This window comes from Burkholderia sp. AU27893 (assembly GCF_002223205.1).
GTDB lineage: Bacteria > Pseudomonadota > Gammaproteobacteria > Burkholderiales > Burkholderiaceae > Burkholderia.
In genome coordinates this window covers 1,194,506-1,220,329 of sequence record NZ_NKFD01000004.1, presented here as the reverse complement: position 1 = coordinate 1,220,329, position 25,824 = coordinate 1,194,506, and the positions used below count along the sequence as shown (strand labels likewise).

The following is a 25,824-nucleotide window of genomic DNA, read 5'->3' as shown; positions in this document are numbered from 1 at the left end:
GGCGCAGCCTGGGTTCCGGCTCGTCAGACCCGGGCGAGCGCTTGCGAATCGATGATGCGCACGCGCTTGCCGCGCGTTTCGACCAGCGCTTCGCGATGGAACCGCGAGAACATCCGGCTCACGGTTTCGAGCTTCATCCCGAGATAGCAGCCGATTTCCTCGCGCGTCATCCGCAGGTTGAATTCCGTCGCCGAATAGCCGCGCGCCTCGAAACGCGACGACAGGTTCAGCAGGAAATGCGCGACGCGCTGCTCGGCCGACATCGTGCCGAGCAGCAGCATCTGGCTGGATTCGCGGACGATCTCGCTGCTCAGCATCTGGTAGAGGAAGTGCTGCATCGGCTTGATCTCGCGGCACGCCGCTTCGAGCGCACCGAACGGGATGATGCACACGACGCTGTCCTCGAGCGCGATCGCGTCGCAGCAATGCTGGCCGCTGCCGATGCCGTCCATCCCGAGCGTTTCACCGGCGATCTGGAAGCCCGTCACATGCTCGCGGCCGTCGCGATGCATCATCACCGTCTTGAACGAACCCGCGCGCACCGCATAGATGCTCTGGAACGGATCGTCGGTGCGGAACAGCGCGTCGCCCTGGCGTACCTGCCGGGTCGTGCAGATGATCGAGTCGAGGCGGCCGTATTCGGCCGCGGTCAGGTGCGGCGGCAGGCACATTGAGCGCATCGCGCACACCGAGCAGCGCGCGGCGGGATGCTTGGCGGCGTCGGCGCGCGTGACCGCGCGAAGCGGAATCGTCGGCCGGGGCGTGAGGGATACGTCGGCGGCGCAGGGGGTGGCTGTGGACATGAGTCACTCCGGCTCGTCAGGGGTGGTGCACGCGAGCGTGCACCAGGGATTCGATGACCTGGCATGCGGCGTCGAATTCGACGGTCTTGTCGAAGAAGTAGTCGGCTCCGGCCAACGCGCATGCCTCTCTGAATGCCGGCGCCGAGTGATTCGTCAGCACGATCGTGACGATGCGCGGCGCGGCCTTCGACAGCGTCCCGATCAGCTCGAGGCCGCTGCCGTCCGCCAGCCGCAGGTCGACGATCACCACGTCCGCCTGGCTGCTGCGGATATGGGCCCACGCGTCCTGGCCGTCTTCCGCTTCGCCGACGACGGCGACACCGCGGATCGCGCCGACGAGCAGCGCGATCCGCTGCCGGACGGCAGCGGCATGATCGACGAGAAACACCCGGAGCGCGGCGGGTAACTGGATGGCATTCATGCCGGCAGTATCGTGTTGCGCCGCCGAAATTGAAATCGGCCGAATTGGAAGTTGATGTAGGCCGCTGCGACGCGTTGTAGGGCGATTCCTACAACGCGTACGGGAAATCGCCGGGTCGGCTCCGGGTTGGCGATGCCGCGAGCGCGGCTGATGGGGGACGTTGCAGGGTCACCCAGCCTCGCGCGCAGCCAGCGCATCGCGCGCGGTGCGGCACGCGGCGAGATCCCACGCCGCACAGCCGACGCTCTTGAACAGCAGCGGCCCGGTGCGGTCGAATGCGCCGGCGAGCACGTCGGCGAGCGACGCGACGTGCTGCCAGTCGACCTGCGCGACGATCAGGTCGCCGGCCTCGTGGCGCGCGCCGGCCGGATCGTCGACGACCAGCCGGCTCGCGCGCACCGTGTTCGCGTCGATCTCGGCCGCGTCCGCGGTGAACGCGCCGACGCCGACCACGAGCCGGCCTTCGCGCGCGGCCTCGCGATAGACGGGCGTGCGGCTCGTCGTCAGCGTGACGACCACGTCGATCGCATCGGGAATCGCGTCGCCGTCGAGCGGCACGAGGCGTGGCGCCTGCGCGCGGTGCGCGGCACAGAATGCCGCTGCGCTGTCGGCGCTTGTGCCGCGCACGTGGAGGCGCGCTTCGGGAAAGATCGCGGCGAGCGCTTCCGCGTGATTGGCCGCCTGTTTCCCGGTGCCGATCAGCAGGATGTCGCGCGGCGCGGCGCCATGCAGCGCCTGGATGCCGAGCGCGGTGATGGCCGCCGTGCGGCGCCCGGTGACCGTCGGGCCGTCGAGCGCGAAGCGCATCTCGCCGGTGGTCGCGTCGTAGGCGGTGACCTGGCCGAGGATGGTCGGCAGCGCGCGCGCGCCGTTGCCGGGGCACACGTTCACGAGCTTGTGGGCCGCGAGGTCGCGCGCGCTCGACGGCATCGACAGCATCACGCCGCCCGCCTGCAGCGGCACGACCAGGCGTTCGGGGCTGACGATCTCGCCCGCCGCATAGTCGGCGACGGCTTGCCTGAGGGTGGCGAGCAGCGCCGGGTAGTCGAGCAGCGCGGCCGTGCCGGCCGCATCGAAAACGGGAATCGGGGAAAGAGCGGTCATCGTGTACGTCGCATGCGTCGGTGAGCGTGGACGACGGGCGCATGCCGCGCCCGCCAAGAGCTGCCGGATACCGTGACACAGGGCAGTGTGGATCGAATCTATACCACTTGCTGGCCCGGCCGCAACCCAGAAAATAAAGCGCCTCGCCGGTTTTGGTTCTAATATCTGTCCAGACGGGCCGCCATGGCCTCGATGCCGGCGCGCTCCGGTATAGTGCGAACCCATTCCAGATTCACGCCCGCGACCGGGCAGGAGCCATACGATGATGTCCGCGCGTCCCGACACACTCGAAGGCGGTTTCAGGCCGCTGCAGATCTACGAGCAGGTGGCCGAGAAGATCCGCGACGAAATCCGCGCGGGGCGCTATGCCGCCGAGTCGCGGCTGCCGTCCGAGCGCGAGCTCGCGGGGCTGTTCCAGGTCGGCCGGCCGGCCGTGCGCGAGGCGCTCGGCGCACTGCAGAACGAAGGGCTCGTGTTCACGAAGCGCAATTCGGGCACCTACGTCGTCGCGTCGCCGCTCGACGTGCTCGCGGCGCGCGGCGACACGCACCGGGCGTCCGAGCCCGATTTCAGCCCGACGTCGACGCTCGACGTGCGGCTGATCCTGGAGCCGGCGATCGCGCGCCTCGCGGCTGCGCACGGCCGCGCCGACCCCGGCGCCGAACGCTATCTGGCCCAGATGGAAACCATTACCGACGTCGACGATCCGCATCAGCGCGCGCTGTGGAACGAGAGCGACCGGCTGTTCCATCGCCAGCTGGCGCTGATGACCGGCGACGCGCTGATCGTGAAGATCGCGGACGAAGTCGCGAAGACGATGGACCAGCCGTTGTGGAAGCGGCTGAAGGACGACGGCATCTACGATGCGGGCCGGATCCGGCTCTACGTGTCCGAACACCGGCTGATCTACGAGGCGATCGTGTCCGGCGACGCCGACGCGGCGGCGTTCTATGTCGAGCAGCACATCCGCCGCGTGCGGCGCGACATCACGCCGAAATGACCGTGCATGGCTCGTTCTGGTCTGAAAAATGACCAGAATCGACATTTTTATTTTGAAATTGCTTGCATGGTGACCACGCGTATCCTACATTGGTTTCACACAAAACCAATCAGGAGACATCATGCGACACCTCGTTACCGCGCTCTCGGTGGCCCTCGCCGCCGGCGCGCTGACTTCCGCGCACGCGCAGGAAGTCGTCATGATCGGCCATTCGGCGCCGCTGACCGGCCCGCAGGCCGCGAACGGCAAGGACAATGAAAACGGCGCGCGCCTGGCCGTCGACGAACTCAACAAGGCCGGCATCAAGGTCGCCGGCAAGACCGTCACCTTCAAACTGGTCTCCGACGACGACCAGGCCGATCCGAAGGCCGGCGTGCAGGTGGCGCAGAATCTCGTCGACAAGGGCGTGGTCGCGGTGCTCGGGCCATACAACTCGGGCGTCGCGATTCCGGCCTCGCGCGTGTACTCGAGCGCCGGCGTGCCGATGCTGCCGGTCGCGTCGAACCCGGCACTGACCAGGCAGGGCTTCAAGAACATCTTCCGGATCGGCGCGAGCGACGAGCAGCTCGGCGGCACGATGGCGACCTTCGCCGCGAAGACGCTGAACGCGAAGACCGCCGCCGTGATCGACGATCGCACCGCGTACGGGCAGGGCGTGGCCGAGCAGTTCATGAACGTCGCGAAGGCGAACGGGATCAAGATCGTCGACCAGGAATTCACGAGTTCGTCGGCCACCGACTTCCTCGGCATTCTCACCAAGATCAAGGCCAGCAACCCCGACGTGATCTTCCTCGGCGGCTATGCGGCACAGGGCGCGCCGATGGCCAAGCAGATGAAGCAGCGCGGCCTGCGCGCGAAGCTGCTCGGCGGCGACGGCATCTGCTCGGCCGACATGGGCAAGGTCGCGGGCGACGCGGCGTCGATCGTCTACTGCGCGCAGGGCGGCGTCGCGCTCGAGAAGACGGCGGCCGGGCGCGAATTCCTGAAGAAGTACCACGACACGTATCACACCGATACGCAGGTCTACGGCGTGAACTACTACGACGGGATGAAGCTGCTCGCCGACGCGATGGTCAAGGCCGGCACGACCACCGACAAGGCGAAGCTGATCGCGCAGCTCGCGAAGTCGAACTATCAGGGCGTCGCGGGCATCTATTCGTTCGACGCGAACGGCGACCTGAAGGGCGCGCCGACCACCGTCTACGTGATTCGCAACGGCCTGCCGGAACCGTACGCGAAGTAACGGCCAGCCTGCCATCGGACGGCGGCGCGGCCGCCGTTCTTCGTTTCAACGCTTGCGATTCCCCCATGAAAATTTCCCGATCCCTTTCCACCGTCGAAGTCCATACCGGCGGCGAAGCGTTCCGCATCGTCACGAGCGGGCTGCCGCGCGCGCCCGGCGACACGATCGTCCAGCGCCGCGCGTGGCTCAAGGACAACGCCGACGAGATCCGCCGCGCGCTGATGTTCGAACCGCGCGGCCATGCCGACATGTACGGCGGCTACCTGACCGAGCCCGTGTCGCCGAACGCGGATTTCGGCGTGATCTTCGTGCACAACGAGGGCTACAGCGACCATTGCGGGCACGGCGTGATCGCGCTGTCGACCGCGGCGGTCGAGCTCGGCTGGGTGCAGCGCACGGTGCCGGAAACACGGGTCGGCATCGACGCGCCGTGCGGCTTCATCGAGGCGTTCGTCAAATGGGACGGCGAGCACGCGGGGCCGGTGCGCTTCGTCAACGTGCCGTCGTTCATCTGGCAGCGCGACGTGTCGGTCGAGACGCCGTCGTTCGGCACCGTGACCGGCGACATCGCGTACGGCGGCGCGTTCTATTTCTACGTCGACGGTGCGCCGTTCGACCTGCCGGTGCGCGAAGCGGCGGTGGAACGGCTGATCCGCTTCGGCGCGGAAGTGAAGGCCGCCGCGAACGCGAAGTACCCGGTCGTGCATCCGGAGATCCCGGAAATCAACCACATCTACGGCACGATCATCGCGAATGCGCCGCGCCACCCGGGCTCGACGCAGGCGAACTGCTGCGTGTTCGCGGATCGCGAGGTCGACCGCTCGCCGACGGGCTCCGGCACCGGCGGCCGGGTCGCGCAGCTCTACCAGCGCGGGCTGCTCGCGGCCGGCGACACGCTCGTCAACGAATCGATCGTCGGCACGGTCTTCAAGGGGCGCGTGCTGCGCGAAACGACGGTCGGCGACATCCCGGCCGTGATTCCCGAAGTGGAAGGCAGCGCCCATATCTGCGGATTCGCGAACTGGATCGTCGACGAGCGCGATCCGCTGACCTACGGTTTTCTCGTGCGCTGAGTCGCCGCGCCGATCGGCCGCGCCCGGCGCGGCCGCCCGTTTGTCGTACCAGGCTTGGCGCGTCGTTCCCGTTGCGGGGCGCGCGCCTTTTTTGCGTGGGGACCGCCCGCGCAGCCGCCACGGGTAGGTCGCCGCCAGGCCATCGCCGTCAGGCGGCCCGCGCGAGTTTGGTACGATGCACCCTTTTCAGCCGAGCTCCACCCGAGTGAATCGCCGAAACGTGTCGTCAGTGCGTGCCTTCTGTGCCAGATGGGTCGCGCGCGCCCAACCCGTCGCGGCTGCCGCCGTCGCGCGGGTCAAGCCTCTCGCCGCCACCGCGTGGCACCATGTCCGTCACCCGACGCGCCGCGGCGTGCTGCTCGCTGGCGCCGCCGTGCCGGCGCTGTTCGTGGTGTACGTGGTCGTGCTCATCCCGTTCACGCCGGGCATCGGCGACATCCGCAAGGCACGCGTCGACCAGCCTGCCCAGGTGCTGTCCGCCGACGGCAAGCTGCTCGCCGAATTCAAGCCGTCCAACCGCGAGTGGGTGCCGCTCAAGCAGATCTCGCCGCACATGGTCGACGCGTTGATCGCGACCGAGGATCACCGTTTCTACGAGCATCACGGCCTCGACTGGAAGCGTACGGCGTCGGCCGCGCTCCACACGTTCTCGGGCAGCCGCCAGGGCGGCTCGACGATCACGCAGCAGCTCGCGCGCAACCTTTACCCGGACGAGATCGGCCGTGCGCCGACGCTCACGCGCAAGGTGAAGGAGGCGATCACCGCGCTGAAGATCGAGGCGGTCTACAGCAAGGACCAGATCCTCGAGACCTACCTGAACACGGTGCCGTTCCTGTACAACGCGTACGGCGTCGAGATGGCCGCGCGCACCTATTTCGACAAGTCGGCCGACGAGCTCGACGTGCTCGACAGCGCCACGCTGGTCGGGATGCTGAAGGGCAACAGCTACTACAACCCGGTGCTGAACCCCGAGCGCGCGCTGCAGCGCCGCAACACGGTGCTCGGCCAGATGGTGAAGTACGGCAAGCTGTCGCCCGCGCAGTTCGCGCAGTTGCAGCGCCGGCCGCTGCGGATCGACTTCGAGCGCCAGAAGGAGCCGCCGGGCCCGGCGCCGCACTTCGCGCAGCAGCTGCGCAAATGGCTGATCGCGTGGGCCGACCGCAACGACTACAACATCTACTCGGACGGGCTGATCGTGCGCACGACGATCGACGCGCGGCTGCAGCAGATGGCGACGCAGGCGCTCACGCTGCAGGGCAACCAGTTGCAGGGCATCGCGAACAGCGCGTGGAGCGGTCGCGACGGCTGCGGCACCGACAACGAGGTGTTCCGAACCTTCATGCGCGAGTCGCCCGAGTACAAGGCCGCGCAGGACGCCGGCAAGAACGACGCGGCCGCGATGAAGCTGCTCGCGGCCGACCGCGGTTTCATGCGCGCGCTGTGCAAGGCGAAGACCGACGTGCAGGCCGGCTTCCTCGCGATCGATCCGCGCGACGGGCAGATCCGCGCGTGGGTCGGCAGCCGCGACTTCACCAACGAACCGTTCGACCACGTCGCGCAGGCGCGGCGCCAGCCGGGCTCGACGTTCAAGCCGTTCGTCTATGGCGCCGCGTTCGCGAACGGGATGAAGCCGGACGATACCTTCATCGACCAGCCGGTCGAGATCCCGTTGAAAGGCGGCGAGATCTGGCGGCCGAACGACGACGTGCCGCCCACCGGCAAGCCGATGACGCTGCGCGACGCGGTCGCGCTGTCGCGCAACCGGATCACCGCGCAGGTGATGGAGAAGGTCGGCCCGGCCGCCGTGGCCCGACTCGCACGCGACATGGGCGTGCGCGAAAGCCCGCTCGAACGCGTGCCGTCGCTGGCGCTCGGCACGAGCCCGGTTACGCTGAAGGAGATGGTCGCGTCGTACGCGACGATCGCGAATGGCGGGCTGTACGTCGAGCCGCAGATGGTGACGCGCATCGAGAACCGTCAGGGCGACGTGCTCGCCGAATACGCGCCGGCGCCGCCCGAGCGCGCGCTCGACGCCGAAACCGACAAGACGCTGCTCAGCGTGATGCGCGACGTCGTGACGCGCGGCACGGGCGGCAGCATCCGCACGCGCTTCGGGATCCGCGGTGACGTGGCCGGCAAGACGGGCACGACGCAGGACAACGCGGACGGCTGGTTCATCCTGATGCAGCCCGGCCTCGTCGCCGGCGCGTGGGTCGGTTTCGACGATGGCCGCGTGACGCTGCGCAGCGACTACTGGGGACAGGGCGCGCACAGTGCGCTGCCGATCGTCGGCGATTTCTTCCAGCGTGCGCAGCGCGCCCGGATCATCGATACGAAGGCGAAATTCGATACCGAGCCGTCGCCGGGCTGGTTCGCGTCGCTGCGCGAACGCGCGACGGACCTGTTCGATACGTGGTTCCCGCCCGACACGAAGAAGGCGCCCGCACCGGTCAGGACGCAGCGGGTGGAGCGGGCGCCCGAGGCGGATACCGGCGAGGCGTCGGCCGCATCGGCTGCTTCGGCTGCCTCGGCGCCCGAAGCGGCATCCGGGGGCATCGTCGAGGAATGGGTGCCGGCGTCCGAAGTGGCCGCGTCGGCCGCCGCGCTGTCGGCGGGGGCTTCGCAGCCGCAGTGGCAACCCGCGCAGCCGCCCGCGGGGGCGAGCGCGGCGGGCGGAGGCAGCGCGGGCCTCGGCGCCGCACCGGCGGCCGCACCGTCCCAGGCGCCGGTACCGGCCGCGCCCGACGCGAGCGGCGCATCGCAGTAACGGAGCCGTTCAGAATGCGCGCGATGCTGCCGTAATCAAGTTGTCATGACAGCACGCGCGGTCGCTCCGCGCCTCCCCGATGAGGCTATCTCCCGACTACGTCACGCTCGCGCGTGACGATCTCGCCGCCGGCGTCCCGCTCGGCTTCGATCTCTACGATGCCGACGGCGCCGCGCTGCTGCCCGCCGGCACGACGCTGCGCGATGCCGCGCAGCATGCCTTCCTGTTCGACCATTTCCGGCCGGTACGGCGGCGCGATGCCGCCGAGGCCACCGAGGTCGCGGCCGAGCCGCGCGTGCCCGACGGGGTGCCGCACGCCACGCGGATGGGGTTGTCGGCGGGCACGTCGATCGGCATCCGCCGCCGGGTCGGCACGACGCGCGCGCTGCAGCGTTGCCGGCTGATCGGCATCGCCGCGTCGGGCGCGCTGTTCGTCGAGCCGCAGCCGTCGGTTGCGCTCGACTTCGCGCGTGGCGACGACATCGAGGCCGTGGCGATCGGCCGGGCCGCGGTGTCGCGTTTCGGCGCGACGGTCGAGTCGATGCAGACGTCGGGCGGTGCGCAGTTCCTGGTGCTGTCGCCGCCCGGCTTCGTCGACCGGCTGCGCACGCGCGCGGAGCCGCGCGTGCCGGTGCGGATCGCCGCCTGTTGCGCGGGCGGGTCGGAGGGGGCGGAAGGCATCGGGATGGTGCACGACATCAGCTTGAGCGGCCTGTCGATTGCCGTCGACCGGCCGATCGCCGCAATCGGCGAACCTTTGCGCGTGCAGCTTCCGTACGCGGCGGGCGACCGGGTCGAGCTGCTGGCGCTCGACGGCACGGTGCGGGCCGTCCATGCCGACCCGGCCGCGCCCGCGCTGACGCTGCATCACGCGGCGTTCGGCGCGACCGGCGCTGACGACCTGATCCGCCTCAAGGCGCTGCTGTTCGACCGGATGATGGCGTCGTCGGATACCGATCGGCGGCGCTGATGCAGGGCTAGACGCACGGGCACCGTTCTACGGTATTCAGTACGTGAATGCCGATAATCATCTGATGATTCGGTGTATTCCGTCGCGATTGTATGGTTTCCGTCAACAGTGAATTCGCGATTTAAGTATTTACCCTGATAGCGTCGACTCCTAGACTTCTACTCATGCGCAACGACCCCGAGTCCGAAGCGCCCGACAAAACAATTCTGGAGGTAACGCATCATGAAATCGCTGATCAAGGCAGTTGCACTGGCCGCCCTGGTGGCCGCACCGGTCGTCTCGTTCGCCCAATCGAACCAGCAACCTCTGACGCGCGCGCAAGTGCGCGCCGAGCTGGTCCAGCTCGAAAAGGCCGGCTACAACCCGAACGACTGGATGAACTACCCGGAAAACATCCAGGCCGCACAGGCAAAGATCGCCGCCGCGCAGAACACCGGCGCGCAAGCTGATGCAACGGGCTACGGTTCGAACCCGGCCGCGGCGTCGCAATCGGGCCAGCGCGTGGTCGTGCCGGCCACCACCGACCGTTCGTCGGTGTACTTCGGCCACTAAGCCGGGCCGCGCCCGCAAGGACGCCCGGTTTGCCGTTTCATCCGAAACCCGTGCACGGTATCCGTGTACGGGTTTTGTATTTGGGCCGCTGGAATGGGCGGGGCTGCGTGAGCGTGCCGCGCCTGACGGTCATCACCGCGTGCTGCCCGCCCGCCGGGCCCGCGTCGCGAGCACGGTCGCGACGCCGCCAAGGATCGCGGCCGATGCGAGCGCGAGCCGCCAGGTCGGGTGTTCGGACAGGAGCAGCACGGCGCCGCACGCGGCGATGGGCGGCACGGACAACTGAACCGCCGCGGCGCGCATCGCCGTGAGGTGCCGTAGCGCGGCATACCAGACCACGTAGCCGAGGCCCGACGTCAGCGCACCGGAAAGCGCGGCGAGCGCGATGCCGGCCGGCGTGACGTGCACGCGGGCGGCGAGTGCGACGCTCAGCGCGAGTGCCAGCGGCGCGGCGCGCAGGAAGTTGCCGGCGGTAGCCGCGACCGGATCGACGGGCCGACGGCCCCGGATCGAATAGATCCCCCATGCGATGCCGGCTGTCGTCATCAGCGCGGCGCCGCGCGGCGTCGGCGCGGCGAGCCCGGGCGACACGAGATAGACCAGCCCGCCGAGCGCCGCGCCGAACCCGGCCCAGCCGGTCGCGGCAAACCGCTCGCCGGCATGCCATCCCGCCGCGAACATCGTCAGTTGCACCGCGCCGAACAGGATCAGCGCGCCGGTGGCCGCGCTGACGGTCAGATACGCGAACGAGAAGCACGTGACGTACACGAACAGCATCGCCGCAGCCGGCCAGTCGGCGGGCGGGGCGGGTCGTCGTGCGCCCGCACGCGCGACGATCGCGAGCATCAGCGCGCCCGATACGAGGCGCAGGCTGCCGAAGCTGGCCGCGTCGATCCGTCCGGCCTGCAGCGCGAGCCGGCACAGCAGCGAATTCGATGCGAACGCGAGCATCGCGATCGACGTCAGCGCAACGGCGCGCATGCCCGGCCGGACATGCAGCACGAGGGCGGGCGCGGGCGGTCGCATCGCGGGCTTCACGCGTGACTGGCGACGATCAGCACGGCCGCGCCGAACAACGCGGCGCCGAGCGGCGCCGTGAGCGCCTGCCCCCACGACGCGTTCTTCTCGAGGGCCATCAACGCGGCGAGCGCCAGCATCCAGCCGAGACTGCCGGCGCCGACGGCGAACATCAGCAGCATCAGCGCCCAGCAGCAGCCGACGCAGAAGAGCCCATGGCTGACGCCCAATGCAAACGCATGACGCATCGGCGTGCGGCCGCGCCAGCGGCTGATCACGAAACTGAAGGGGGTGCGGCACCGGTCGAGGCAGTGCGTCTTCAGTCCGCTGAACTGGAACGCGCCGGCGAGCGCGAAGACGGCCGCACCGATCAGCCAGCCGCGCCACGCCAGCGCCGGCACCCGTGCGACACCCGTCAGCAGCAGCCCGTGCAGCCCATGCGCGACGAGGCCGAAGGCGCTCCACGTGGCGACGTAGCCGAGGCCGACGAGCGTGAGCAGGCGCGTCTGGTCGGGGCGGTTCGCGACGACGCGGGCGAACGCGTCGAACAGCGACAGCGTCGTCGGCAGCATCATCGCGAGGATCATCAGCGTCCAGCCGGCCGCGGCGAGCGCGGCCGGCAGCCACAGCGCGCCACCGGGCAGCGCGCGGCAAAGCGCGCTGAACGGCTCGGCCGACGCGCCGTCGCCGTGGTCGAGGTAGCGCCCGTAAGGACTGCGCGTCCACGCCCACAGGGTGAGCCAGGCGAACGCGACGAGACTCGCGAGCACGAGCGGAAACAGGCGCCGGTGCAGCGACGCAGCCATGATCGTCGGCGTGCGATCGCGCGTCACGCGTCGAACCGGAACGTGCTCTGCAGCGCGTTGTGATTCTTCAGGTCGACGTCGATGCCGATCGCCGCATTCTTCGACCGGTAGACGGGCGCCTTGCCGACGAACACCGGCGCGCCGGGCACCGTCGAGAACACGGTGTCGGTCAGCGTCGTCTGCGCGCCGCTCGGGCCGAGGTACGGCTCGAGTTCCGCGTGGTAGTCGGTGCCGATCGACAGCGTGCCGCGAGCCCCTTCGACATTGAACGTGATCGGCGCGCGTTCGATCGACACGACCGTGCCGATCAGTTTCGCGAGTTCGGCGATCGGGCCGCCGGCCTGGCCCGTGTAGACCCTGAGGAGCGCCTGCTCCTGCGCTTCGGACGCCGTGTCGCTGACGTAGATCGCAGCCGTCCAGTTGCCTTCGAGGATGTTGCCGGGCACCCGGCACACGGCGGCGATTGTGTTGCCGCCCACGTCGACGCCGTCGACGGTGCCCTTGTCGACATGCCACGCGACGATCGTGTCGCAGACGCCGAAATCGGGATCCTCGCCGATCCAGCACGGGCAGAGTACGCGACAGTTGCAGACCTCGAGCAGACGGCCTTCAAGGTGATAACTCATGATTCCCTCCAGGGGGCGACGGCGCGGGCACGTTGGGCTGGGGGGAGGAGGCTGGCAGACGAATCGTCACCCCGCTCGGCGATGCGAACGCGAAATGCGCTGAGGAATGCGCGGAAGCGGAGACGGGATGGATGCGATAGCGCGGGCCTGAAGCGGCGTATCGATTTTCAAGTGTAGGTGCGAAGGGGCGATATGCAAGCCGTCGCAGGCTGCGACACCGGCTGACAAGCCGGCGCGCGTGCGCTAGCATCGCGATCGGTGTCGCCACGAGAGACGGCGGCCGATGCGCGACCGCGCGGCAAGCCCGGCACCGGGTTCCACGACTTCAACGAACAACAAGGAGCATCCATGCGTGTCTTGACCGGTCTGCTGTGCTCGCTCGCACTGGCGGCGAACCTCGCCCACGCGCAGGCGAATTGTGCCGACGCGACGGATCAGGCGGCGATGACGGCGTGCGCCGATCGCGCGTACAAGAAAACCGACGGGGAACTGAACCGGACGTACCAGGCCGTCACCGCGCGCCTGCGCGACGCGCGGCCGCTTGCCGACAAACTCGTGAACGCGCAGCGTGCGTGGATCGCGTACCGCGATGCCGAATGCAGCTTCTCCAGCGCGAACGCCGAGGGCGGCAGCGTGTATCCGATGGTCGTGTCGACCTGCCTCGACGATCTGACGAAAGCCCGTACCGAAACGCTGAAGGGTTATCTGTCCTGCGAGGAAGGCGATCTCGCGTGCCCCGTGCCGGCCAAGTAAGCGGGTAAGCGGGGGGCGCCGCCCGGCCGGCGCATGTGGTGCGGCCGGCGGCACCTGCCATCCAGCCGAGGCCGGGCGTCTTCCGCTACACGTTGTCCGTTACACGTCGTCCGTTTCGTCGAGCAGCTTGTGCCGCATCGCGTACCGCACCAGCGCCGCTTCGTGCGGCATCTGCATCTTTTCCAGGATCCGCGTCTTGTAGGTGCTGACCGTCTTCGCGCTCACGCACAGCGCGTTGGCGATCTCGGTCAGCGTCTGGCCGGCAGCGATCCGCCGGAACACGTCGAATTCGCGGTCGGACAGCCGCTGGTGCGGCAGCGTCTCGGCCGGCTCGTTCAGGCTCTGCGCGAACTGTTCGGCCATCGCGAGGCTCACGTAGACGCCGCCTGACGCCACCTTCGTGACCGCGCCGACCAGCTCGGCGCTCGCGCTTTCCTTTGTCAGATACCCGGACGCGCCGGCGCGGAACGCGCGCACCGCGTATTGCTGCTCCGCGTGCATGGTCAGCACGAGGACGCGCAGCGCGGGTTTCTCGTCCTTGATCTGCTTGATCAGTTCGACGCCGTTGCGGCCCGGCATCGACAGGTCGAGCACGAGCACCTGCGCGGGCGTGGCGCGTATGAGCGCGATCGTCGACGGACCGTCGCAGGCTTCGCCGGCCACCTCGAATCCGGTGGCGTTCTGGAGGATGTGCCGCAGACCGTCGCGTACGAGCGTATGGTCGTCGGCGATGAGTACCTTGATCATGTAGTGGGCGTTTCCTGTTGGACGGTACTGAGCGGGAACGCGACGGTGATCGAGAAACCGCGCGCGAGCGCGGTGTCGATCGTCACGGTGCCGCCCAGCATGTGGGCGCGTTCGCGAATGCCGATCAGGCCGAACGATTTGTCTTCATGGGCCGGGCCGCCGGGGGCGGAGCCGCGGCCGTTGTCCGCGACACGCAACACGCAGAAGCCTTCCTCGACGTCGAGCCGCAGCGCGACGCGCGTCGCATCCGCGTGGCGCGCGACGTTCGTCAGCGCTTCCTGGACGATCCGGAACAACGTGGTCGCGCCCGCGCTGGTGAACGTGAGCCCGCCGGTTTCGACGTGCCGCTCGACATCGATCCCGTAGCGGTTCGTGAAATCGTTCGCGAGCCATTCGATCGCGGGCACGAGGCCGAGATCGTCGAGCATCACGGGCCGCAGGTCGGCCGCGATGCGCCGCACCGACGCGACCGTCGCGTCGATCAGCCGCCGCATGCCCTGCAGGTGCGTCTGCACGTCTTCGTCGGGTTGTGTGCGACCCGGCACGCGCAACTGCTGTTCGACCACCGACAGATCCATCTTCAGCGCGGTGAGCTGCTGGCCGAGGTCGTCGTGCAGTTCGCGCGCGATGCGGGTCTTTTCCTCTTCGCGCACGTTCTGCAGGTTCGCCGACAGTTCGCGCAATTCCTCGCGCGACTGCTTGAGCGCGTTATCGGCACGCTGCCGCTCGGTGATGTCGCGCAGCATCACCGTATAGAGCTTGCCCGACGCGTCGCGGATCTGCGAGATCGACGCCTCGATCGGGAATTCCTCGCCGTTGGCGCGCAACCCGAACAGCACCCGCTGGCGGCCCATTTGCCGCTCGGACACGCCCGTCACGCCGAACTGGTCGACGTGCTTCGCGTGCGCGGCGCGGAACCGCTCGGGGATGAAGCGCGACAGCGGCGCACCGATCGCCTCCATCGCGGACACGCCGAACACCTGCTCGGCCATCGGATTGAAGATCACGACCGTCTGTTTTTCGTCGATCGTGATGATCGCTTCCATCGACGAACGGATGATGCCCATCATCCGCGCCTCGTTGAGGATGCCGCGGCTGCTCGCGCCCGGATCGGCGGCGGAGCGGCCGCGCAGCAGCGCATGGATCAGCACCGCGAACGCGATCGACGCGATCAGGCCCGCGGCGAGCACGGTGCCGGCCGCGCGCTGCGCGCCGGTGGCGCTCGGGCGGCCGTCCGCGGAATACGCGAGCGTCAGCACGGTGCCGCCGAAATTCAGTTCGTCGGTGCGCCGCATCAGGTCGGGCGATGCCGACGCCTCGTCGGTCGTCGTTTCGGCGCTGACGATCGCGCGCCGGTCGCCGCCGGCGGTGATCCACACGTCGATCCCGCGTTCCGCGTCGAGCGCACGCTCGACCAGGCGCCGCGGGCTCAATGCCGCGAACAGCACGCCGTCGCCGCCGGTTTCGCGCGGACCGGGCGGTGCGGCGGCCGCACGCGGCGCCGCGGCAACCGGCAGGAACAGCGTGAAGGTGCGGGCGTCGCGGGACGTGTCGTCGTCGGCCGGGTGGACGCCGAGCGCGACGTCACCGGTCTGCAGCGCGCGCGCGAGCGGCGCCGCATCGGACGCGCCGAAGCGCACGACCGGTGAATTCGACGCCGGTGCGCTGAGCGCGGCGGTCGCGAGCGTGCCGGCCGGCATCGGCTTCGCGCCGGCGAGGGCGGTGCGCGTCGCGGGCGGCAGCGGGGCATAGCCGATCTGGCGAACCGGCGAGCGCCCGCTGTCGAGGTCGAGCATCTCCGCATACCGGCGCCATTGTTCGGGCGTCATGCCCGGGACGAGGTTGAACGCGCCGCGCGCGCCTTCGAGCACGGCCGCGCTGGATTGCAGCTCATGGCGGAGCATCGCCGTCACATGCGTCGTGCGGCGTTCGAAACGCGTATGGACGGCGCCTTGCCACTGCTCGCGCACGAGCAGCGCGACGCCGAGCGACAGCACGGCGCCGGCGCACAGGGCAACGACGCTGGCCGCGAGCGGCTGGCGTAACATGGTCGGGAGGCGCGTGGGCCCTCGGGTGTCACGCGTCGGGGTTCCACTTGCGGTCATTCGATTGGCATTCTGTTGTCAGGGGCCGCGCCCTGGCACCGGGAGCGGCACAGCAAAACCGGGCGAAACTCGCACCGGCTGCGCGCAACGTCTAATTTCAAGATGAAATTGTGCGCGATTTACATGTTTTTTGTAATGGGGTCACTGGAAATTGCGGCAACCGGCGTGAAGCAGCGGGCGCGCCGGCCGCGCTTGACGCGCATCAACGGGCGCGTCGGCACGTGGGGCAGACTGTTCGGCAGGCCATCCGGCACCGGGCCGGGTGGCGATGACGGGCCGCCGTCGCGCGACGCGCGATGCGTGCCCGGTCGGAGGGACGGACCATGTACAAGCGGATTTTCGTCGGGCTCGACGGCAGCCCGAGCGCGCGTCTCGCGCTGAACGAGGCGATCCGGATCGCGGCGGCGTCCGGCGGCGACGTGACCTGCGCGTATGTCGTCGAGCACCGGCCGCAGCTCGTCGACGTCGATGCGGGCTTCGCGGCCGCGCGCGAGGGCGATGCGGCCGCGACCGATGCCGTGACGCCGGCGCTCGACGAGGCGAAGGCCGTGCTCGCGCAGGCGCACGTGTCGGGCACCGTGCGCGCGCTCGACGCGTACGGCGAGGATGTCGCCACCGTGCTGATGCGCACGGCGGCCGAAGCCGATGCCGACCTGATCGTGATGGGCACGAGCGGGCGGCATGGCCTGCGCCGGCTGCTGCTCGGCAGCGTCGCCGAATCGCTGCTGCGCGCGGCCGACCGGCCCGTGCTGCTGGTGCGGCACAGCGAGCCGGGCACGCCGGCGGCTGCGTGACGCACGCGGCAACGCACCGACGTTGACGCACGGGCGCTGCGGGCGGCGGCCGTCTCGCGTATTCGTCGGACGACGGCGTGATGAGACGGACACGCCCGGCGCACGGCGGGTGAGCGCGACTGCCGCTGCCGACACATCGACCGCGCGAGGGCGGGACGCGCGGTGTACGCCACGCGCGCAATCGCGTGCCGGCGGTTGCATCCCGACATGCAGTTCTGGCAGCATCGACCGGTGTCCGCTTGTTCGCCGCGCGCATGGCCGCGGCGATCGACGCAGCCGCATCCGGCGACAGTCGACCGCGTTCGCGATGAGCGAAGCGACGCCGTCCGCCGGGTGCCCGGTTCCTTACCTTACCGACGTCATCCGCCATGCCGATCTCCGCTCCCGACCTGATTCGCCAGTTCGACCTGCAGCCGCATCCCGAAGGCGGCTATTTCCGCGAAACCTACCGTGCGCCCGATTCGGTCGTGCGTCCGGCCGACGGCGCGTCACGCGCCGCGTCGACCGCGATCTATTACCTGTTGTGCGACGGCGCGTATTCGTCGTGGCACCGGATCCGTTCCGACGAAGTCTGGCATTTCTACGCGGGCGACCCGATCGAAGTGTGGGTGCTCGACGAGCGCGACGGGCTGACGATCCACCGGCTCGGCAACCCGCTCACGCACCCGGGCACCGTGTTCCAGGCGGTCGTGCGGGCCGGGAGCTGGTTCGGCGCGCGCTGCGCGCTGCCGGAGCATGTCGCGCTCGTCGGCTGCACGGTGGCGCCGGGCTTCGAGTTCGCGGAATTCGAGCTGGCCGACGCGGCCGCGCTGGCCGCCGCGTTTCCCGATTACGCGGAACACGTCGGGCAGCTTGCCCAGCGCACCGACATGTGACTGTCACGGCGGTGCCACCCAGCGCGCGAAGCCCGCGCCGATGGCGTGTGTTCCGCGCGGTCGCGGCCAAACCCGTTTAGAATGCCGTGGTGCATCGGGTCGGCCGCGGGCGTGCCGCGGCGGCCGTTGCCCCAGCCGTGCCGACGGCCCTCGTCGCACGGCTGCACGCCTTCCAGGAGCGCCGCCGTGTGGCACTTTCCCATTGCTATTCCATCGTCGCTCGGCCCCTGGGCAGTGTTCGCGAGCGTGTTGATCACGCAGCTCGGCGTGCCGGTGCCGGCCGTGCCGATGCTGATTCTCGGCGGCACGATGGCGGCAATGGGGCAGGCGTCCTGGGTCAGCATGTTCGCGGCGGCGATCGGCGCGACGATGCTGGCCGATTCGCTGTGGTTCTTCATGGGCCGCACGCGCGGCCGGCGCCTGCTGAACGGCCTCGTGCGCTTCTCGCTGTCGCTCGACACGACGCTGCGTTTCGCACGTAACGTCTTCGAAAGATACGGCGCACCGCTGCTGGTGCTGTCCAAATTCCTGCCGGGCCTCGGCCTCGTGTCGGCGCCGCTGCTCGGCACGACCGCGATCGGCGTCGGCGTGTTCCTGTTCTGGGACCTGGCCGGCGCATCGCTGTGGGCCGCGTTCTGGCTGGTCGGCGGCGCGGCCATTCATGACCAGATCGTCCAGTTCGTGCTGTGGGTGCGCGCGAGCGGCGGCACGATCCTCGATGCATTCCTCGCGATCTTCATCACGTTCCTGCTGTACCGCTGGGTGCGTCGCGTGCAGTTCCGCCGCTATCTCGCGCAGGTGCGCATCTCGCCGCCGCAGCTCGTCGAAATGATGACGTCGGACGAGCCGCCGCTGATCTTCGACGCGCGGCCGAAAGCGATTCGCGAGCGCGAACCGTACCGGATCGCCGGCGCGGTGCCGGTCGATCTCGATTCGCCGGACCTGCTCGATCCTGAAATGCTGAAGCGGCCGATCGTCGTGTATTGCGTGTGCCCGAACGAGGCCACCGCGAAGCGCCTGATCGCGAAGATGCAGCGCAAGAAGATGATCCACAACATCCGCGCGCTGAAGGGCGGCCTCGATGCGTGGGAAAAACACGGTTATCCGGTCGAGCCGATGCCGGCCGATCTCGATGCGTCGCGTTATTTCGTGCGTCCGGATCACGGGGCGATCGAAGGCGAATATACGGTGCGCGCGACATTGTCGAAATAAATCCGTGCGCGAGCGTCGCGCGCATTCGAATTCCACTACCGGTTTCACGCCCCGCGATTTTTACTAAAATCGACTGGCGTGAAACGGCTTATCCTCCCTATAATCCCGCCTGCATATTGCGTGCGCCTGATCGCGCACCTTCGACGCGTGTTCGTTCGCGCCGAAAGCGATTGATCCCGTCGCCGTCCGTTACGCGCACAGCCGCGTCACACGGGCCGCACGGGCGTATTCCGTGAAAGGCCCGATCCGTTTTCCGGATTGTTCCGGAACATACGGATAATCGGCGGCGATTCCCATCGGATTGACGCAATATCCGTGTCGTTTCTAATTCAGAAAACGACAGCGGAGATTATTTCGTTTTCGGCATGCCGGGATCGGCATGAACGGTCGCGCATTGATATCGACAATGACGGCGGCCCATTCGCGGCTGCCAGGAGACGGACTTGAAACAACCAGAAGACCAGTTGCATCGAGGGCTGGAAGAGCGGCACATCAACCTGATGGCGCTCGGCGCGACGATCGGCGTCGGCCTGTTCCTCGGCTCGGCCAGCGCGATCCGCGTCGCCGGCCCGGCCATCCTGCTGACCTACCTGCTGGGCGGCATCGCGATTTTCCTGATCATGCGCGCACTCGGCGAGATGGCGATCGCCAATCCCGTCGCCGGCGCGTTCAGCCGCTACGCACGCGACTACCTCGGGCCGCTCGCCGGCTACCTGACCGGCTGGACCTACTGGTTCGTGTGGATCGTCACCTGCATGGCGGAAATCACGGCGGTCGGCGTCTACATGCACATGTGGTTCCCCGGCGTGCCGAACTGGATCTGGGCGCTCGCGGCACTCATGGCGATGGGCTCGGTGAACTTCATCGCGGTCAAGCTGTACGGGGAATTCGAGTTCTGGTTCGCGCTGATCAAGATCGTCACGATCGTGCTGATGATCATCGGTGGCGGGTTGATGATCGCGTTCGGCATCGGCAACGGCGGTGTCGCGATCGGCCTGTCGAACCTGTGGGCGCACGGCGGGTTCATGCCGAACGGCATCAACGGCGTGGTCGCCGCGTTGCCGATCGTGATGTTCGCGTATCTCGGCGTCGAGATGCTCGGCCTTACCGCCGGCGAGGCGCGCAACCCGGAGAAGTCGCTGACGAAAGCCGTGAACTCTGTGTTCTGGCGCGTGCTGATTTTCTACATCGGTGCGCTGTTCGTGATCATGTCGCTGTATCCGTGGGACCAGATCGGCACCCAGGGCAGTCCGTTCGTGATGACGTTCTCGCGGCTCGGCATCCCGGCGGCGGCCGGCATCATCAATTTCGTCGTGCTGACCGCGGCGCTGTCGTCGTGCAACAGCGGCCTGTTCAGCACCGCGCGGATGCTCTACAACCTCGCGCAGCAGGGCCAGGCGCCGAGCAAGCTCGGCCAGGTCAATCGCAACGGCGTGCCGGTGTACGGCGTGATCGTGTCGGTCGCGCTGCTGCTGATCGGCGTGCTGCTCAACTATCTCGCGCCGCAACACGTGTTCACGTGGCTCACGTCGGTGTCGACGTTCGGCGCGATCTGGACGTGGTGCGTGATCCTGATCGCGCAGATGCGCTTTCGCCGCACGCTGTCGGCCGACAAGATCGCGCGCCTGCCGATCCGCGTGCCGTTCTATCCGCTCGGTTCGTTCGTCGCGCTCGGCTTCCTCGTGCTGGTCGTCGTGCTGATGGCGTTCACGCCCGACACGCGCGTCGCGCTCGTGATCGGGCCGGTGTGGATCGTGCTGCTCGGCATCACGTATGCGCTGTTCTACGCGAACCGGCCGGCGGCATCGGTGCCGACGAAGTCGTAAGCAGCACCGGCCGGGGCCCGCGTGACCTTGATCACGATCATGCACGCGCGGGCCGGACGACCTATGCTGGACGAATCGATTGTCCGCGCTTCGCGTGGCAACCCGCCGATCCCCGTGACCGCCGCGACCGCGGCGGTTGTTCGGCCGCCGTGCGCCGCTTCCGCGCGAAGCTCCCGGCGTCGTTTCGCGACGCCGCGCCCGCACGGAGGCCTTCGCCATGCAGCCTGCCCAGCCCATCCCGACGCTTGCGCGGATCGCGCTGGCCGTCGATCCGACGCCCGAATCGCTGTCCGCCGCGCGCTATGCGCGCACGCTGCTGCGCCCCGGCATGCGATTGCGCATCGTCTGCGCCATCGACAACCCGCGCCTCGTATTGCCCGACATCCCGCGCATCGACGCACTGCTGACGTCCGCGCGCGAGGACCTGATGCGCGACGCGCAGGCCATCAACGAACGGATCGCGGCGTTGTTCGCCGACAGCGGCATCGAAGTCGAGCAGGCCGTCATCGATACGTCGGTGACGGGCGGCTCGGTGGCCGATGCCCTGGTGAGCGATACGTCGGCATGGAACGCGGACGTGCTGGTGGTCGGTGCGAATCCGCATCACGGGCTGCTGCGGCTCGTCGAAGGCGCGATGTCGGACACGTTGACGACACGCGTGCGCTGCGCGCTGCTGATCGTGCCGGCCGCCTACGTCCGGCCGCCGGACGGCGGCCTGCAGCGGCTGATGTTCGCGGTCGACGGCAGCGAGCCGTCGCTGCACGCGGTGCGCGTCGGGCTCGGCTTCGCGACGCCGACGACGTTGCTGTACGCGGCCTACGTGATCGATCGCGCGGTTCGTCTGACGGATATCGTGCCGGTGCGCGCGCTCGAGGATGCGTATCGCGCGGAGGGCGAGGATGCGCTCGCGAAGATCGGTCCGCTGTTCCATGCGACCGGGAACCCGAGCAAGCGCGGTGTCGTCGAAACCCGCCCGACCAGCGACGACGTGGCCCATGCGCTGATGCGCGACGCCGTGCACTGGCGCGCCGAACTGCTGGTGGTCGGCACGCATGGCAGGCGCGGCATCGCCGCCTGGCTGATCGGCAGCGTGGCGCGCCGCATTGCGCATCTCGCACAGGTGCCGGTGCTGCTCGTGCGCGATACCGAATAATTCGCACGGTGTCGCGATCGAAGCACGCTTGACTTGACCTGCATCAGAAATCGCGCGCTTCGCGCGTGAGACATTGACGGAACATCCGGCAACCCAGCCGGTCTGTCGTGCATGTACCGCACGGCCACGCCGCAACACGCACGCGGGTTGATGGCCGTGATCGACGGTGCATACACCGCGGTGACATCAATTTCCGGAGCCGCAACGTGCGATGCACGGTGCGTCATCCGACCGGGAACTCTCTGGCACGAGGGTAGGCAACCACGGTTGCCTTGGAGGACGGGCGGGGTGCAAATCACCCCGTCCGCTTTCCGCGTTCGTGTTGTAGTCGGCCCCGTCTGATTTGCCATCCCCGCAGGTATCGTCGTCATGGCGGCCGTGTCGAACGGCGCGTCATGACGCGCGATGGCGCGCGGTGGCGCCGATGCGGATCGGTGACGCTCGCGGCAGGCGCGCCGCTCGCTGTGGTACAGGCGCGGCGTGCGGCACGCGTTGCCGGCGTCGTGAGATGCTCAGCGCGTTGCGCGCACGGCGTGCCGCACAACGGCTGCCTGCATGCTCAGGTGAAGCGAAGCACCGACCGCAGGTCGTGCCGCCGGCCGGGCGCACGGCGCACCTGCTGACGCTGACGCCCGACATGCAGTGGCGCGCACGCGCCGCACGTGCGGTTGCGCAGGCGGTTCGCGTGCGGCCAGCCGGGGCGCGCCTTGCGACGTGGCTCGGCATCGGCCGGCGCGGCGGGTGCGGCCCGCGCGCAGAGTGCCACGGCGAACCGTTGCAACGCGAGCACCGAGCCCGCGATGCTCTGGTACTTTTCGCGGCCGATCTGCCCGTCGAGCGTCACGAGCAATCCGGCTTCGCGTGCAAGCGCGAGCAAGGTGTCGATATTGTCGGCCGGCAGGTTGCCCGCCGATACGGCCTCGGCGGGCAGGGCGCGCGCTTTGCCCGACGCGCGCCGCTGGCCGTCCCGGCCCGGTAAGTTGCGATGTGCCATGGTTGGTCTCCTGCGCCAGGCCCCGCATGCCGGCTCGACGGCCGGCTGAGCGATGACCCGTATGAACGTATCGTCCATGTCACCAGTATCGTGTCGCGCCCGTGCGCTGCCAAGCAGCGCGCGCTGAAGTCGCTGTCAGGTATTGCGCGGCGCCTATCGGAATCCGCTGACACGCCGATCGGCAGATCGGCACATCGGCCGTCCCGGCGACGCGCCGGCCCGTTCGTTCGGACGAATGGGAGCGCGTGGAGGAGATCGCTTGACGCATGATTTCGGCCGGTCTAACTTCGTCAATGCATCGGCGTCGGGCGGCGTTCCATCGTCAGCCTGTGTCAGCCGGTGCCGCGCCCCGGGGTGGCGTGGCAGGACTTTCAGTCTCGTTCGCGGGCAGTTTGCGCCGCGAACCTTGCGCGGCCGGTTCGGGGACGGATCGGCATGGCGGCATGCAACGTGCCGTTGATCGCGCACAAACATGCGCCGGCGCATCGCACGCCGTGCCGCCGTTCAGCCTTTAAGCTTCCGGTACCTTCTTCTTTTCGTTCCTCGCCGTCAGGAGTCCGTCGATGTCCAAGGACAGTTTGCTCGATTCACTCAAGGAAGCCGCCAAACAGCGCGCGATCGGTTCGGATCAGTTGCGCGCGATGCTCGAGGACGAAGTCCGCGTGCTGTCGTCCGACGCGCGGGTGCACGACTACATCCACGTATTCGCGATCCGGCACCTGCGCGAACGGATGCGCCGGCAGGACGATCTCCACGACGACACGCGTGCCGATGCGCCATCCGCGGACGCCGATCCGCGTCCGAGCCATCGCCTGTGACGGGCGAGCGCCGCGGCAGATGCCGCGGACGTGACACGATCCGTCGCCGGGCCAGGGCCGGATCCTGATCGACATTCATGCTTGGGTCGACAGCGAACCGGCCCGTTTCAACGCGCTTCTTGATCGCCGTGCCCGGGATCGACCATGCCGTCGTCGCGTCCGGCGGCTGTGCGCGCACGGCGCCGGTGCAACTCGGTCATCCGGACGAACCGCTGACAACCGGCGTTGCGTTTCGTCATACTTTCACTGAATTGTCACAGCGGCCTCAAGTAAGCGGCGCGATTGCCGTTTACCCGGTGAATTCGTCCACCGGGCGTTCGCGCTCCCTTACCGAGTCGTTGCCATGTTCTCGTCCATCCGCGCCCGCATCCTTGCCGCGTGCGTCGCCATTGTCGTATTCGCGCTGGTCGCCACCACGCTCATCAACTATTTCATCGCGCGCTCGTACAACAACGATGCGATCGACCGCAACCTGACCTCCGTCGCCAGCGGCCACGTGGTCGGGATCGCCGACTGGGTCGCCACCCGGAGCCGGATGATCGCGTCGCTGCAGGATGCCGCGCTGACGCCCGATCCGTTGCCGGTGTTCAAGCAGATGGCCACGGCCGGCGGTTTCACGAACGTCTACGCGGGCTACGCCGACAAGACGTTCCACTTCTCCGACCCGACCGGCATTCCGCCCGACTACGATCCGACCGGCCGACCGTGGTACAAGCAGGCCGCGCAGGCCGGCAAGCCGGTCGTCACGCCGCCGTACGTCGACGCCGGCACGGGCAACCTCGTCGTCACGTTCGCGGTGCCGATCCTGCGTGACGGCGCGGTGAAGGGCGTCGTCGCAGCGGACGTCGCGATGGACACCGTGATCGCGAACGTGAAGTCGATCCGTCCGACGCCGGCGAGCTTCGGGATGTTGATCGACAGCACCGGCCACGTGGTTGCCCACCCGGACCCGAAGCTCACGCTGAAGCCGGTCGGCGACGTGTCGCCCGAACTCGGCGCGACGAACGGCGCGACGATCGCGGCCGCGGCCGCGCCCGTCGAGGTGACGGTCGGCGGCGACGCGAAGCTGGTGCGCGCGCGCCCCGTGCCGGGCACGGACTGGTACGCGCTGGTGCTGCTCGACAAGAACGAGGCGACGGCCGGGATGCGCTCGCTGCTGACCGCGTCGCTGATCACGCTGCTCGTGATCGTCGGCGTGGCGTCGCTGATCATCGGCGCGATCACCGCGACCGCGTTCCGCCGCCTGTCGCAAGTGCGCCAGGCCATGGCCGCGATCGGCTCGGGCGCCGGCGACCTGACGCAGCGCCTGCCGGCCGACGGACGTGACGAAGTGGCCGACATCGCCCGCTCGTTCAACAGCTTCGTCGACAAGCTGAACGACGTGATGCGACAGATCCGCGATGCGAGCGAATCGGTGCGCACCGCCGCGAACGAGATCGCGGCGGGCAACCAGGACCTGTCGTCGCGCACCGAATCGGCGGCGGCGAGCCTCGAGGAAACGGCCGCGTCGATGGAAGAGATCACCGCGACGGTGGGTCAATCGGCCGCCGCCGCCGGCCAGGCCGACGAACGCGCGGCGGCCGCGTCGCGGATCGCGTCGCACGGCGGCGTGGTCGTGTCGGACGTGGTCGCGACGATGGAGAAGATCGAGGAAGCCTCCGGCCGCATCGGCGACATCATCGGCGTGATCGACGGGATCGCGTTCCAGACCAACATCCTCGCGCTGAACGCGGCCGTCGAAGCGGCGCGCGCGGGCGAGCAGGGCCGCGGCTTCGCGGTCGTCGCGCAGGAAGTGCGCAGCCTCGCGCAACGCAGCGCGCAGGCCGCACGCGAAGTGAAGGTGCTGGTCGAATCGACGGTCGCGAGCGTGTCGGCCGGGTCCGGGCAGGTGCGTCAGGCGGGCGACACGATGCGCGAGATCGTGTCCAACGTGGCGAACGTGACGACGATCATCTCCGAGATCACGCACGCGGCGAACGAGCAGACGCGCGGCATCCAGGAAGTGAATCGCGCGGTCACGCAGCTCGACGAAATGGTGCAGCAGAACGCGGCGCTCGTCGAACAGTCGACCGCCGCCGCGACGGCCTTGCAGTCGCAGGCGAACGCGCTGGCGACCACCGTCGGGCGGTTCAAGGTCGCTTGACGCGGCGCGCGGGAAAGACGGC

Annotated in this window: 23 protein-coding genes; 14 read left to right on the top strand and 9 right to left on the bottom strand. The window is 68.7% G+C overall.

The features are described from left to right. Positions 1-23: 23 nt before the first annotated feature. From CFB47_RS25375 to lhpI, 3 genes are all read right to left on the bottom strand, one after another. Entirely contained in the window at positions 24-803 is a 780-nt protein-coding gene (locus tag CFB47_RS25375; protein ID WP_089442519.1) for a helix-turn-helix domain-containing protein, read from the bottom strand. 16 nt (positions 804-819) lie between these two features. Further along, positions 820-1,224 (bottom strand): response regulator transcription factor, encoded by a 405-nt coding sequence (locus CFB47_RS25370; RefSeq protein ID WP_089462666.1) that lies wholly within the window; start codon positions 1,222-1,224, stop codon positions 820-822. Positions 1,225-1,392: 168 nt separating this feature from the next. Further along, positions 1,393-2,328: a bifunctional Delta(1)-pyrroline-2-carboxylate/Delta(1)-piperideine-2-carboxylate reductase gene (lhpI, locus tag CFB47_RS25365; RefSeq protein ID WP_089462665.1), complete on the bottom strand. Its 936-nt coding sequence runs from the start codon at positions 2,326-2,328 to the stop codon at positions 1,393-1,395. A 262-nt stretch (positions 2,329-2,590) separates the two neighbouring features. Here lhpI and CFB47_RS25360 point away from each other — a divergent pair, with 262 nt between their 5' ends. The 6 genes from CFB47_RS25360 (at position 2,591) to CFB47_RS25335 (ending at position 9,933) form a co-directional block, all read left to right on the top strand. Beyond that, positions 2,591-3,328 (top strand): FadR/GntR family transcriptional regulator, encoded by a 738-nt coding sequence (locus tag CFB47_RS25360; RefSeq protein WP_089442516.1) that lies wholly within the window; start codon positions 2,591-2,593, stop codon positions 3,326-3,328. A gap of 121 nt (positions 3,329-3,449) precedes the next feature. Further along, positions 3,450-4,571 carry a branched-chain amino acid ABC transporter substrate-binding protein gene (locus CFB47_RS25355; protein WP_089462664.1) on the top strand — a complete coding sequence of 374 codons (1,122 nt, stop codon included), beginning with the start codon at positions 3,450-3,452 and terminating at the stop codon, positions 4,569-4,571. Between the two features lie 65 nt (positions 4,572-4,636). Beyond that, positions 4,637-5,644 (top strand): trans-3-hydroxy-L-proline dehydratase, encoded by a 1,008-nt coding sequence (gene lhpH / locus CFB47_RS25350; RefSeq protein ID WP_089432659.1) that lies wholly within the window; start codon positions 4,637-4,639, stop codon positions 5,642-5,644. Positions 5,645-5,819: 175 nt separating this feature from the next. Continuing rightward, on the top strand, positions 5,820-8,411 hold the full coding sequence (locus tag CFB47_RS25345) for a penicillin-binding protein 1A (protein WP_089462663.1): 2,592 nt from the start codon (positions 5,820-5,822) through the stop codon (positions 8,409-8,411). Between the two features lie 79 nt (positions 8,412-8,490). Further along, positions 8,491-9,381, top strand: a complete 891-nt coding sequence (locus CFB47_RS25340; protein ID WP_089462662.1) for a PilZ domain-containing protein — start codon at positions 8,491-8,493, stop codon at positions 9,379-9,381. Between the two features lie 222 nt (positions 9,382-9,603). Further along, positions 9,604-9,933, top strand: a complete 330-nt coding sequence (locus CFB47_RS25335) for a DUF4148 domain-containing protein (RefSeq protein WP_089462661.1) — start codon at positions 9,604-9,606, stop codon at positions 9,931-9,933. A 132-nt stretch (positions 9,934-10,065) separates the two neighbouring features. Here the strand turns inward: CFB47_RS25335 and CFB47_RS25330 are convergent, their stop codons facing one another. Genes CFB47_RS25330 through CFB47_RS25320 form a run of 3 tightly spaced genes read right to left on the bottom strand, consistent with a single transcriptional unit; the run spans position 10,066 to position 12,382 of the window. Then, entirely contained in the window at positions 10,066-10,959 is an 894-nt protein-coding gene (locus tag CFB47_RS25330) for a DMT family transporter (RefSeq protein WP_089463548.1), read from the bottom strand. 8 nt (positions 10,960-10,967) lie between these two features. Further along, on the bottom strand, positions 10,968-11,756 hold the full coding sequence (locus CFB47_RS25325; RefSeq protein WP_089463547.1) for a DUF2182 domain-containing protein: 789 nt from the start codon (positions 11,754-11,756) through the stop codon (positions 10,968-10,970). A gap of 23 nt (positions 11,757-11,779) precedes the next feature. Continuing rightward, positions 11,780-12,382: a DUF1326 domain-containing protein gene (locus CFB47_RS25320; protein ID WP_089458173.1), complete on the bottom strand. Its 603-nt coding sequence runs from the start codon at positions 12,380-12,382 to the stop codon at positions 11,780-11,782. Between the two features lie 348 nt (positions 12,383-12,730). Here CFB47_RS25320 and CFB47_RS25315 point away from each other — a divergent pair, with 348 nt between their 5' ends. Beyond that, positions 12,731-13,135 carry a lysozyme inhibitor LprI family protein gene (locus CFB47_RS25315; protein WP_089462660.1) on the top strand — a complete coding sequence of 135 codons (405 nt, stop codon included), beginning with the start codon at positions 12,731-12,733 and terminating at the stop codon, positions 13,133-13,135. A 99-nt stretch (positions 13,136-13,234) separates the two neighbouring features. Here CFB47_RS25315 and CFB47_RS25310 read toward each other — a convergent pair whose 3' ends face one another. Both CFB47_RS25310 and CFB47_RS25305 read right to left on the bottom strand, forming a co-directional pair. Further along, a complete protein-coding gene (locus tag CFB47_RS25310; protein ID WP_039367385.1) occupies positions 13,235-13,882 on the bottom strand; it encodes a response regulator transcription factor in 648 nt (215 codons plus the stop codon). Continuing rightward, complete coding sequence (locus CFB47_RS25305; protein WP_089462659.1) at positions 13,879-15,987, bottom strand: PAS domain-containing sensor histidine kinase; 2,109 nt, start codon at positions 15,985-15,987, stop codon at positions 13,879-13,881. The genes CFB47_RS25310 and CFB47_RS25305 overlap by 4 nt, the downstream gene beginning before the upstream one ends. A 323-nt stretch (positions 15,988-16,310) precedes the next feature. Here CFB47_RS25305 and CFB47_RS25300 point away from each other — a divergent pair, with 323 nt between their 5' ends. The 5 genes from CFB47_RS25300 (at position 16,311) to CFB47_RS25275 (ending at position 21,847) form a co-directional block, all read left to right on the top strand. After that, complete coding sequence (locus CFB47_RS25300) at positions 16,311-16,781, top strand: universal stress protein (protein ID WP_089442508.1); 471 nt, start codon at positions 16,311-16,313, stop codon at positions 16,779-16,781. A 368-nt stretch (positions 16,782-17,149) separates the two neighbouring features. Continuing rightward, the gene (locus CFB47_RS25295) at positions 17,150-17,656 is read left to right on the top strand and encodes a cupin domain-containing protein (protein ID WP_089442507.1); all 507 of its coding nucleotides are present in this window, start codon (positions 17,150-17,152) and stop codon (positions 17,654-17,656) included. A gap of 186 nt (positions 17,657-17,842) precedes the next feature. After that, complete coding sequence (locus tag CFB47_RS25290) at positions 17,843-18,868, top strand: DedA family protein/thiosulfate sulfurtransferase GlpE (protein WP_041493311.1); 1,026 nt, start codon at positions 17,843-17,845, stop codon at positions 18,866-18,868. 443 nt (positions 18,869-19,311) lie between these two features. After that, the gene (locus CFB47_RS25280; RefSeq protein ID WP_089462658.1) at positions 19,312-20,694 is read left to right on the top strand and encodes an amino acid permease; all 1,383 of its coding nucleotides are present in this window, start codon (positions 19,312-19,314) and stop codon (positions 20,692-20,694) included. A 217-nt stretch (positions 20,695-20,911) separates the two neighbouring features. Then, on the top strand, positions 20,912-21,847 hold the full coding sequence (locus CFB47_RS25275) for a universal stress protein (protein ID WP_089462657.1): 936 nt from the start codon (positions 20,912-20,914) through the stop codon (positions 21,845-21,847). Positions 21,848-22,406: 559 nt separating this feature from the next. On the opposite strand, the gene CFB47_RS25270 is transcribed toward CFB47_RS25275, so the two are convergent. Next, positions 22,407-22,841: a hypothetical protein gene (locus CFB47_RS25270; protein WP_089462656.1), complete on the bottom strand. Its 435-nt coding sequence runs from the start codon at positions 22,839-22,841 to the stop codon at positions 22,407-22,409. Between the two features lie 563 nt (positions 22,842-23,404). On the opposite strand from CFB47_RS25270, the gene CFB47_RS25265 reads away from it, so the two are divergent. Beyond that, positions 23,405-23,659 carry a DUF3562 domain-containing protein gene (locus CFB47_RS25265; RefSeq protein WP_089442503.1) on the top strand — a complete coding sequence of 85 codons (255 nt, stop codon included), beginning with the start codon at positions 23,405-23,407 and terminating at the stop codon, positions 23,657-23,659. A gap of 343 nt (positions 23,660-24,002) precedes the next feature. Then, on the top strand, positions 24,003-25,802 hold the full coding sequence (locus CFB47_RS25260) for a methyl-accepting chemotaxis protein (RefSeq protein ID WP_089442502.1): 1,800 nt from the start codon (positions 24,003-24,005) through the stop codon (positions 25,800-25,802). Positions 25,803-25,824 lie beyond the last annotated feature (22 nt).

Bases quoted from the DNA above. Each gene is read 5' to 3' on its own strand.
- CFB47_RS25375 (WP_089442519.1), bottom strand. From the start codon at position 803: ATGTCCACAGCCACCCCCTGCGCCGCCGACGTATCCCTCACGCCCCGG.
- CFB47_RS25370 (WP_089462666.1), bottom strand. From the start codon at position 1,224: ATGAATGCCATCCAGTTACCCGCCGCGCTCCGGGTGTTTCTCGTCGAT.
- lhpI (WP_089462665.1), bottom strand. From the start codon at position 2,328: ATGACCGCTCTTTCCCCGATTCCCGTTTTCGATGCGGCCGGCACGGCC.
- CFB47_RS25360 (WP_089442516.1), top strand. From the start codon at position 2,591: ATGATGTCCGCGCGTCCCGACACACTCGAAGGCGGTTTCAGGCCGCTG.
- CFB47_RS25355 (WP_089462664.1), top strand. From the start codon at position 3,450: ATGCGACACCTCGTTACCGCGCTCTCGGTGGCCCTCGCCGCCGGCGCG.
- lhpH (WP_089432659.1), top strand. From the start codon at position 4,637: ATGAAAATTTCCCGATCCCTTTCCACCGTCGAAGTCCATACCGGCGGC.
- CFB47_RS25345 (WP_089462663.1), top strand. From the start codon at position 5,820: ATGCACCCTTTTCAGCCGAGCTCCACCCGAGTGAATCGCCGAAACGTG.
- CFB47_RS25340 (WP_089462662.1), top strand. From the start codon at position 8,491: ATGAGGCTATCTCCCGACTACGTCACGCTCGCGCGTGACGATCTCGCC.
- CFB47_RS25335 (WP_089462661.1), top strand. From the start codon at position 9,604: ATGAAATCGCTGATCAAGGCAGTTGCACTGGCCGCCCTGGTGGCCGCA.
- CFB47_RS25330 (WP_089463548.1), bottom strand. From the start codon at position 10,959: ATGCGACCGCCCGCGCCCGCCCTCGTGCTGCATGTCCGGCCGGGCATG.
- CFB47_RS25325 (WP_089463547.1), bottom strand. From the start codon at position 11,756: ATGGCTGCGTCGCTGCACCGGCGCCTGTTTCCGCTCGTGCTCGCGAGT.
- CFB47_RS25320 (WP_089458173.1), bottom strand. From the start codon at position 12,382: ATGAGTTATCACCTTGAAGGCCGTCTGCTCGAGGTCTGCAACTGTCGC.
- CFB47_RS25315 (WP_089462660.1), top strand. From the start codon at position 12,731: ATGCGTGTCTTGACCGGTCTGCTGTGCTCGCTCGCACTGGCGGCGAAC.
- CFB47_RS25310 (WP_039367385.1), bottom strand. From the start codon at position 13,882: ATGATCAAGGTACTCATCGCCGACGACCATACGCTCGTACGCGACGGT.
- CFB47_RS25305 (WP_089462659.1), bottom strand. From the start codon at position 15,987: ATGACCGCAAGTGGAACCCCGACGCGTGACACCCGAGGGCCCACGCGC.
- CFB47_RS25300 (WP_089442508.1), top strand. From the start codon at position 16,311: ATGTACAAGCGGATTTTCGTCGGGCTCGACGGCAGCCCGAGCGCGCGT.
- CFB47_RS25295 (WP_089442507.1), top strand. From the start codon at position 17,150: ATGCCGATCTCCGCTCCCGACCTGATTCGCCAGTTCGACCTGCAGCCG.
- CFB47_RS25275 (WP_089462657.1), top strand. From the start codon at position 20,912: ATGCAGCCTGCCCAGCCCATCCCGACGCTTGCGCGGATCGCGCTGGCC.
- CFB47_RS25270 (WP_089462656.1), bottom strand. From the start codon at position 22,841: ATGGCACATCGCAACTTACCGGGCCGGGACGGCCAGCGGCGCGCGTCG.
- CFB47_RS25265 (WP_089442503.1), top strand. From the start codon at position 23,405: ATGTCCAAGGACAGTTTGCTCGATTCACTCAAGGAAGCCGCCAAACAG.
- CFB47_RS25260 (WP_089442502.1), top strand. From the start codon at position 24,003: ATGTTCTCGTCCATCCGCGCCCGCATCCTTGCCGCGTGCGTCGCCATT.